The following is an 8,449-nucleotide window of genomic DNA, read 5'->3' as shown; positions in this document are numbered from 1 at the left end:
CTCTACCGGCGCGCGGCGCGCAAGGTGGAGCAGGCCGAACCGGTCGAGGGCGTGTCCGCGGGCGTGCGCGCCGTCCTGAACCTGCTGCGCCTGCACGGGCCCATGACGGTTCCTCAGATGGGCCGCGACCAGGCGCTGAGCCGGCAGTTCGTGCAGCGCATGGTCAACGACGCCGCCGCGCACGGCTGGGTCGAGAGCGTGCCGAACCCGGCACACCAGCGGTCCTCACTGATCCGGCTGACCGACGCCGGCCGGTCGACCATCACCGATGTGCTGGGCCGCGAGCACTACCTGATGCGCCAGGTCGGCGGCGAACTGACGGAGGCCGACGTCCGCGCGTGCGCACGGGTGCTCACGCAGATGCTGGCCACGTTCGCGCACGTCGACGTCGACTGACCCCGCTCTCTCCCGCTACTTCCCCATCACCAGCCCGTCCTTCGCCGCGCCCCGGCTCAGCACCACCTCGCGGATGCGGTCGCGGTCGCCGGTCAGGTCGGCGCCCTGGCCGATCGCCCGGTTGACGTCGACGACCCGGCCCGCGTCGATGTCGAACAGCTGCGGCACGAACTCCGCCCTGGCCACCTCCCAGCGGCCGCCGGGCCGGGCGGGCGGCACGAAGGTGAAGCGGCCGAGGGTGCTCAGGTTGCCGCCGGGGTCCCGGGTGCCCGCGTTGTCGTACATCTCGCCGGTGATCTGGTCGCCGAGTCCGTAGACCACCCAGGTGCCGTTGACCTTCTCGTACGCCTGCGGGGCATGGGCCCGGGTGCCGAGGATCAGGTCGACGTCCGGGCGGCCGTCGGTGCGGGCGGCGGTGAGTTCCCCGGCCAGCGCGAGCTGTTGCGGGTCGGGCGCGTTCTGGCCCGCCGTGCCCCAGCGCAGGGAGACGACGACCACGTCGGCGCCCGCGCGTCGGGCCGCCCGCGCGTCGGCGAGGACGCGGGCGGGGTCGAGGAGATTGACGGCCCAGGGCTCGGCCGGTGGGAGCGGGACGCCGTTCGTGTCGGCGGTGTAGGCGAGGTGGGCGACCTTCGCGGGACCGGCGCGCAGCAGGGTGACCGTGCGCGCCTCGGCGTCGGTGCGCGCCGTCCCCGTGTGCCGTACGCCCGCGCGGTCGAGGGTGTCGAGGGTGCCCTGGATGCCGGCGGTGCCGGCATCCAGGCTGTGGTCGGACGCGGTGGAGCAGCTGTCGTAGCCGGTCGCGGCGAGGCCCTGGGCCGCCTCGGGCGGGGAGGTGAGGGCCGCGGTGCCGGTGGAGTCGCCGTAGACGCTCTCGACGTGACACAGCGCCAGATCGGCGCGGGAGACGAGGGGTTGGACGGCGGTGAGCATCGGCCGGAAGTCGTAGCCGGTGCCGCCCGCGTCGAAGCGGGCGCGGTCGACGACGGAGCTGTGCGGGAGGATGTCGCCGGCGGCGACGAGGGTGAAGCCTCGGGCGGCGGGGGGTGCCGGACGGCCGGACGTCTTCGAGTCGTGGTTCTGGGCCTGGCAGGCGGCGGCCGCGGTGAGAATGCCTGCGACGGCGACGGCCACCTGCTGTCTGCGTGCGATCATCAATTCACCCCACTGTGGTCATATTTACCCACCAATAGGTATGAACTTCACCGCCCCCGCAAACGACTTCCGGCCTCTGATGACCCGTCCGGTGTGCGCGTGCGGGGTAACACCGGGTGACGCGGACCGTTCGTCGCACCGTTCGTCGACGCGATCGACCGTCCGCCGCAAGCCCCTCGTGCGCCCCCTGTCCCCGGGCGGTCCCCTGCGATGCCATACGGCCATGACGGCCGGACCCACGCTCAGAGACGGAACGACCGCCGAGCACGAGCTCGCCGCACTTCAGCGCGAGCACGGCAGGCCGCTCTTCGCGCTGCTGCTCCGGCTCTGCGACGGCGACCGCCAGCGCGCCGAGGACCTCGTCCAGGAAACCCTCGTACGGGCCTGGCAGCACCCCGAGGCGCTGCGCGCCGACGACTTCGAGTCCGTACGGCCCTGGCTGCTGACGGTGGGCCGACGGCTCGCCATCGACGCGCGCCGGGCCCGGCAGGCACGGCCGCCCGAGGTCGGGGACGCGGTACTGGAGAACGCACGCGTATGCGCCGATCACGCGGAACGGTCGGCGGCGACGCTCGATGTGCGGGAGGCTGTGAAGACACTCACTCCGGAGCACCGTGAAGTCCTGGTGCTGGTGTATTTCCACGGGGCGAGTGTGGCGGAGGCCGCGGCAGCGCTCGGGATTCCGCCCGGTACGGTGAAGTCCCGCGCGTACTACGCGCTGCGCGCCCTCCGCCGGGTGCTTCCGGGTTATGCGGCCGACCTGCGGTGAAACCAATTCATTAGTCAAACCTCCGTAAAGCGCCTTGCTCAGAACCCGGTTGAGTAATCGGCTGTCCTCATCCGTGTTCCGGACTGGGGGGCTCGGGGTTCCTGACGGAGCCCCGGGCCGGGCGACGCGCACGCACCGGAGGAAGGCAGGAAGGGATGCTGCACAGAGGTCAAGAGAGCACCGACGGCACCGGTGGCGGTGAACTCGTCGTCCCCATGGCGTGGCTGTACGCCGAGTACATCGCCGACGAGCTGCTGCGGACCGGCGACCTGATGCCGCCGACGTCCTTCGAGTTCCGCGCGGGTCGGGACGCGCTGGCGCTGACCATCTTCCTGTCCGACACGGACGGCGAGTTGTCCGGTATCCGAGTGGTGACCCAGTTGGAGACCTGGCTTTCGCTCACGGCGTACGACCAGCCCTGGCAGAACTGGGTCGGGACACGTATCTCCAGGTTGACGGCGGAGGCCGCCGAATCGGGTGCGGAAGCACCGGACTTGGCACTGGCGGAGGCCGCCTGGCGCTGGCTGGAGGAGACCGAACTGCTCGCGCCGGATCTGGACGCGGTACCGGGGCCGGGAGGCGGTCCGGTGACCGGTGAGGACGACGGGCCGAAGGTCTGGACGCCCGCCTGGCAGCTGGGTCTGCCGCTCGGCCACCTCGCCATCCATCTTTTTTGAAATGGGACCAATCCGCGGGCCCGGCCGCTCCGAATCAGTTGCTTGGGATTCTGTGTGCCTTGAGTGATTCGACTGTCTGGTGCGTACCGATGGGAGCAAGGAGTAACCCCACCCGCACCTAACGGCACGAGGATTCGGCATGAGGTCCCTGGAAAGGCATCGCGACGTCGGCGCGTACGCGCTCGGCGTGCTGGACGAGGCGGACGCCTTCCGCTTCGAGGATCACCTCATGGAGTGCACCAGTTGCGCGGCTCATGTGACCGAATTCGGTCCCGCCTCACGGCAGTTGATGCTGTACCGGCGTGCGACGCCGCGCTCTGTGCACCCCATGGCACAACCCGGCCCGCGGCTGCTGGACCGGTTGCTCGGCGAGGTGGCCACGCGCCATCGGGCCGGACGGCGGCGGTTTCTGTACGCGGTGGCCGCCTCGGTGGTGTTCGCCGTGGGCGGGCCCGCGGCGGCGACCCTGGCCGCGCACGGTGACAGTGCCGTGCAACTCACCGCGACCGACGCCAAGTCGGGCGTGTGGGCGCAGGTCACGGCCGCGAACGAGAACTACGGCACTGACGTGTCCCTCAAGATCAAGGACGGTGCGGGCCCCCGGTCCTGTCGTCTCGTGGTCGTCGGTCGCGACGGTTCCGAGCAGACCGTGACGAGTTGGATGGTGCCCGAGCACGACGCGACGATGATCACGATGCAGGGGGGCTCGGCGATGCACCCCACGGAGATCGACCACTACGACGTGCGGACCGCGGACGGACTGCAGTTGGTACGGCTCACCTCGCACTGAAGTCCCGGCCTGCGGCGGCCAGTTGCCGCAGGGCACGGGCGGATGGGGTCCCCGGGTCCGCGGTGACGAAGACGACCTGCTGGTCGTCGTGCGGGACGGTGAGCACGTCGCAGTTCACCCGCAGCCGGCCCGCCCGCGGGTGGGTGAGGGTCTTGGTGCGGTGACCGGGGGCGTGCACGGGGCCGGTCTCCCAGATCGCCCCGAACTCCTCGCTGCCGGCGCGCAGTTCGGCCAGCAGGCGGGCGAGTCCCGGATCGTACGGGTAGCGGTCGGCGGCGCGGCGTAGCCGGGACACCACGATGTGGCCGAACTCCTCGGCGCTGGAACTCTCCTGGGCCCGCCCCAGGAAGCGGCGGCGCGCCAGATTCGGCCGCGTGTCGTGATCGTGGCCGAACAAGGCACCGGCCAGCGGGTTCCAGGCGATGACGTCGTAGGTGGCGTCGGTGACGATGGCCGCCGTGTCCGGGATGCGGCACAGCAGGGCGGCCACGTGCGGGCGGACGGTCCGCACCGGCGCGGCGAGCGGCGTCACCTGCGTCCCCGCCAGCCGGAAGAGATGGGTCCGCTCGGCCGGGGTCAGCCGGAACACTCCGGTGAGGGCGTCGAGGATGCGGGGCGACGGGCGCGGCCCGCGGGCCTGTTCCAGGCGGGCGTAGTAGTCGACGGACATGTGGGCCAGCTCGGCGACCTCTTCCCGGCGCAGTCCGAGGGTCCGCCGGGACGGTTCGCCGGGCAGGCCCACATCGGCGGGCGCCAGTTTCTCCCTGTGGCCCCGCAGAAATCGGGCCAGTTCCTGCTTGCCGGTCACTGTGCCTCCTTCCGGCTGCCAGGGATCGGTTGTCCCTGGTTCGGTGGCGGCGACTGCGGAATCGTCGTCCCCATGAACGATTCCACAGCACTGGTCACCGGCGCGAACAAGGGCATCGGCAAGGAGATCGCCCGTCTGCTCGTAGCCGAGGGTTTCACGGTCCACGTCGGCTCACGCGACGCGGGCCGGGGTGAGCGGGCAGTCGAGGAACTGGGCGGCGGCGCGAGGCTGTTGATCCTCGACGTCACGGACGCCGACAGCATCACGGCGGCGGCGCGGCAGGTGGACGCCCTGGACGTCCTGGTCAACAACGCGGGCATCATGGCCGGCGGAAGCCCGGCACCCGAGGCGGACCTCGACGACGTCCGCCGCACGTACGAGACGAACGTCTTCGGAGTCCTGGCGGTCACCAACGCGTTCCTCCCGGCCCTGCGCCGCTCCCCGCGCCCCCGCATCGTGAACATCTCCAGCGGCACCGGCTCCCTGGCCTGGAGCGCCGACCCGGACCGGGAGTTCGCCGCCCACGCCGGAGCGGGCGCCGCGTACCGCTCGTCGAAGGCGGCCCTCAACGCCCTGACCCTCTTCTACGCCCAGAACCTCGCGGCGGACGGTTTCAAGGTGAACGCCCTCGCCCCGGGCCTACGGGCGACGGACCTCAACGAACGCGCCGCCGCGAGCGACGGGGATCCGGCGGAGGCGGCACGGGGCGCCGTCGACCTGGCACTGCTGCCGGACGACGGTCCGACGGGGCGGTTCCTGTCGTGGGACGGGACCGGGGTGCCCTGGTAGCTACTTGAGCAGTTTCGACATCCGCCGGTCCGCCAGCGGCTTGCCGCCCGTCTGGCAGGTCGGGCAGTACTGGAGCGAGGAGTCGCTGAAGGAGACCTCGCGGATGGTGTCGCCGCAGACCGGGCAGGGTTGGCCGGTGCGTCCGTGGACGCGTAGGCCGCTCTTCTTCTCCGCCTTCAGGCGGCCCGCGGCCACGCCTCGGGAGCGTTCGATCGCCTCCGTGAGGGTGGTGCGGAGGGCCGTGTAGAGCGTGTGGGTCTCGGCCGGGGTCAGGGATGCCGCCAGTTTGAAGGGGGACATCCTGGCGGCGTGCAGGATCTCGTCGCTGTACGCGTTGCCCACCCCGGCGATCAGGGTCTGGTCCCGCAGGGCGCCCTTGAGCCGGCGGCGTTCGTCCTTCAGGAGTTCGGCGAAGGCCGGCTCGTCGAAGTCGTCGGCGAGGGGGTCGGGGCCCAGGCGGGCGACGCCCGGGACCTCCTGCGGGTCGGCGACGACGTACACCGCGAGGCGCTTCTGCGTGCCCGCCTCCGTGAGGTCGAAGCCCTCGCCGGTCTCCAGGGCCACACGGAGCGCGAGGGGGCCCTTGCCGGGGCGGGGCGGGCCGTCCGGGAGGCGGTCCTTCCAGTGCAGCCAGCCCGCGCGCGCGAGGTGGGTCACGAAGTGCGGGCCGCCGTCCGTCTCGACGTCCAGGAACTTGCCGTGGCGGTGCACGGCCACCACCTCGTGTCCCTCCAGCGCGGTGAGCGGAGGGTCGTACGTCTTCAGGACGCTGATGGCGACGGGCAGCACCCGTACGATCTCGTGGCCGACGAGGTGTTCGGTCAGGAAGTCCTTCAGCGCTTCGACCTCGGGAAGTTCCGGCATACGTCCAGGGTGCCATCAGCGGCCCGTGGGGTCAGCCCGGGTCGGACCTCGTCGGATCCGGTCCGCTCCGGTCCGGGACCAGGAACTCGCACCACACGCACTTGCCGCTGCCGCGCGCCTCCACGCCCCACACGTCCGTGAGCAGGTCGACCAGGAGCAGACCGCGCCCGGAGACTCCGTTCTCGCCCGCCTCACGGCGGCGCGGGAGGGCGCTGGAGGAGTCCTCGACCTCCACGCGCAGCCGCCGTTCGGTGCCGTTGAGGACCCTGAGGGTGACGATCGCGGAGCCCTCGGTGTGCATCAGCGCGTTGGTGATCAGCTCGTCGGCCACCAGCTCGACCTCGTCGGAGCGCTCACCGGCGCCCCACGCGCGGACCGCGGCCCGGATCATGTGCCGGGCCCCGGTGAGGGCCTCGGAGTCGCCGGGAGCCACATGCTGCTGGAGCCGCCCGCCGGACCGCGGGGCGTCGAGGCCGCGCCGGCGCAGCAGGAGCAGCGCCACGTCGTCCTCGCCGCCGCGTTCCTCGGCCACGTCGATGAGCAGATCGGCGAGGTCGCGCACGTCGTCGGGCCCGGAGGCGATGAGGGCGGCGAGGGTCCGCATGCCGTCGTCGAGGTCGGCCCCGGGCTGTTCGACGAGGCCGTCGGTGCACAGCAGCAGGGTCTGGCCGGGGTCGAGTTCGATGGTGGAGACGGGGTATTCGAGCCGCCCGAACTCGGCGGACAGCCCGAGCGGCAGCCCGCCCACGACGGTCGCCCGACGGCACGTCCCGTCCAACTGCCGGACCAGCGGGTCGATATGACCGGCCCGGACCACCTGGACCACTCCGGTCGACAGGTCGACCTCGGCGTAGAGGCAGGTGGCGAAGCGCTCGGTGTCGAGCTCGTGGAGGAAGACGGACGCGCGGGCCATCACCGTGGCCGGGGTGTGCCCCTCGGCGGCGTACGCCTTGAGGACGATGCGCAGCTGCCCCATGACGGCGGCGGCGTGCGTGTCGTGGCCCTGGACGTCGCCGATGACCGCGCCGACCCGCCCGCCCGGCAGCGGGATCAGGTCGTACCAGTCACCGCCGATGTCCCGCCCGAGCTTCGCGGACCGGTAGCGGACGGCGACGTCGGCGCCCGGGACACTGGGGATCGCGCGGGGCAGCATCGCCTGCTGGAGGCCCTGCGCGAGGTCCTTCTCCTGCTCGTAGAACATGGCCCGCTGAAGGCTCTGCGCGATGCTGCTGCCCAGCGCGACGAGCACGTTGCGCTCGTCCGCCGAGAAACCGCGCCGGTCGCTGTAGAGCAGCCCCATCGCACCGATCGGCCGTGCCTGCGCGATCAACGGCAGATAGGCGGCCGCCGTGATGTTCAGCTCGGTGATGTGCGGCCACAGCAGCGGATACCGCTCGGCGAACTCCGCCGGCGACTCGATGAACGCCGGGGCGAGGGTCCGTACGACCTCCCCCATCGGGTACTGCTCGTCGATCCGGGTGACCTCCGTGCCGGGCACGAAGCTGCCCTCGGGGCCCTCGGCGACCAGTCGGATACGGCCGGCCTCGACCAGACCCATGACCAGGCTGGTCGCGCCGAGGTGGACCAGGCCGTGGGTGTCCTTGAGGACGTCGATCACGTCCTGGACGGTCCGGGCGTGCGCGAGGGCGGCGGTGGTGAGCTGCACGACGTTGGTCTGCCGGCGCAGCGCCGCGTCCTGGGCCGCCTGCTCGCGGCGGGCCGCGCTCTCGGCGAGTTCCCGCGTGGCGTCCCGGACGATGCCGATGATCCGGCGCGGACGGCCCGTCTCGTCGCGCCGGATGTAGCCCTGGGTGTGGGTCCAGCGCAGGGTGCCGTCCCTCAGGCGCATGCGGAAGTAGGCGCCGTAGTTCTCGCTGCCGTCCTTCAGTGCCTGGGAGACGAGGCCGTCGAGCCGGTAGCCCTCGGGGGGCGGTACCCGGATCGCCAGCGACTCGGGCCGCCCGTCGTACTCGTCGGGGCGCAGGTCGAAGACCTCGTGGGCCTGGGCGTCCATGTGGAACAGGCCGCTGTCCAGGTCCCAGTCGAAGCTGCCCATGCGGTTGAGCGCCAGGATCGGGCCGGTGCCCGGCGGCCTCCAGGGCGAGCGCGGCGGCCCGCACCAGATGCGTACGCTCCCAGCCGCACGGCCGCTCCACGGAACCGTCCGGATTCGTCATCCGGCGCAGCTCCAGCAACCCCTG

9 protein-coding genes are annotated in these 8,449 nt (G+C 71.9%); 5 read left to right on the top strand and 4 right to left on the bottom strand.

The window, feature by feature from the left end:
- On the top strand, positions 1-396 hold a 396-nt coding region (locus tag ACNFOC_RS46150), incomplete at its 5' end, for a MarR family winged helix-turn-helix transcriptional regulator (protein ID WP_416964985.1).
- Positions 397-411: 15 nt separating this feature from the next.
- On the opposite strand, the gene ACNFOC_RS46145 is transcribed toward ACNFOC_RS46150, so the two are convergent.
- Positions 412-1,551 carry a CapA family protein gene (locus ACNFOC_RS46145; protein WP_416964984.1) on the bottom strand — a complete coding sequence of 380 codons (1,140 nt, stop codon included), beginning with the start codon at positions 1,549-1,551 and terminating at the stop codon, positions 412-414.
- Positions 1,552-1,774: 223 nt separating this feature from the next.
- Here ACNFOC_RS46145 and ACNFOC_RS46140 point away from each other — a divergent pair, with 223 nt between their 5' ends.
- The 3 genes from ACNFOC_RS46140 to ACNFOC_RS46130 all read left to right on the top strand — a co-directional run bounded on the left by ACNFOC_RS46140 (position 1,775) and on the right by ACNFOC_RS46130 (position 3,787).
- The gene (locus ACNFOC_RS46140; RefSeq protein WP_329262799.1) at positions 1,775-2,320 is read left to right on the top strand and encodes a sigma-70 family RNA polymerase sigma factor; all 546 of its coding nucleotides are present in this window, start codon (positions 1,775-1,777) and stop codon (positions 2,318-2,320) included.
- A 155-nt stretch (positions 2,321-2,475) separates the two neighbouring features.
- Positions 2,476-2,997, top strand: a complete 522-nt coding sequence (locus tag ACNFOC_RS46135) for a hypothetical protein (RefSeq protein WP_416964983.1) — start codon at positions 2,476-2,478, stop codon at positions 2,995-2,997.
- Between the two features lie 139 nt (positions 2,998-3,136).
- Complete coding sequence (locus ACNFOC_RS46130; protein WP_416964982.1) at positions 3,137-3,787, top strand: anti-sigma factor family protein; 651 nt, start codon at positions 3,137-3,139, stop codon at positions 3,785-3,787.
- On the opposite strand, the gene ACNFOC_RS46125 is transcribed toward ACNFOC_RS46130, so the two are convergent.
- Positions 3,774-4,595 (bottom strand): helix-turn-helix transcriptional regulator, encoded by an 822-nt coding sequence (locus ACNFOC_RS46125; RefSeq protein WP_416964981.1) that lies wholly within the window; start codon positions 4,593-4,595, stop codon positions 3,774-3,776. The genes ACNFOC_RS46130 and ACNFOC_RS46125 overlap by 14 nt on opposite strands.
- Positions 4,596-4,667: 72 nt before the next feature.
- Between ACNFOC_RS46125 and ACNFOC_RS46120 the strand changes: the two genes are divergently transcribed.
- On the top strand, positions 4,668-5,384 hold the full coding sequence (locus tag ACNFOC_RS46120) for an SDR family oxidoreductase (RefSeq protein ID WP_416964980.1): 717 nt from the start codon (positions 4,668-4,670) through the stop codon (positions 5,382-5,384).
- Here ACNFOC_RS46120 and ACNFOC_RS46115 read toward each other — a convergent pair whose 3' ends face one another.
- Together ACNFOC_RS46115 and ACNFOC_RS46110 are read right to left on the bottom strand one after the other, a co-directional pair.
- A complete protein-coding gene (locus ACNFOC_RS46115) occupies positions 5,385-6,248 on the bottom strand; it encodes an Fpg/Nei family DNA glycosylase (RefSeq protein WP_416964979.1) in 864 nt (287 codons plus the stop codon). It lies immediately after the preceding gene.
- Between the two features lie 31 nt (positions 6,249-6,279).
- A complete protein-coding gene (locus ACNFOC_RS46110) occupies positions 6,280-8,304 on the bottom strand; it encodes a SpoIIE family protein phosphatase (RefSeq protein ID WP_416964978.1) in 2,025 nt (674 codons plus the stop codon).
- Positions 8,305-8,449: the final 145 nt, after the last annotated feature.

The organism is Streptomyces colwelliae, assembly GCF_048158785.1.
Classification (GTDB): domain Bacteria; phylum Actinomycetota; class Actinomycetes; order Streptomycetales; family Streptomycetaceae; genus Streptomyces.
Note: the sequence above shows the minus strand (reverse complement) of the source record. Positions and strands in the feature narration are given on the sequence as shown.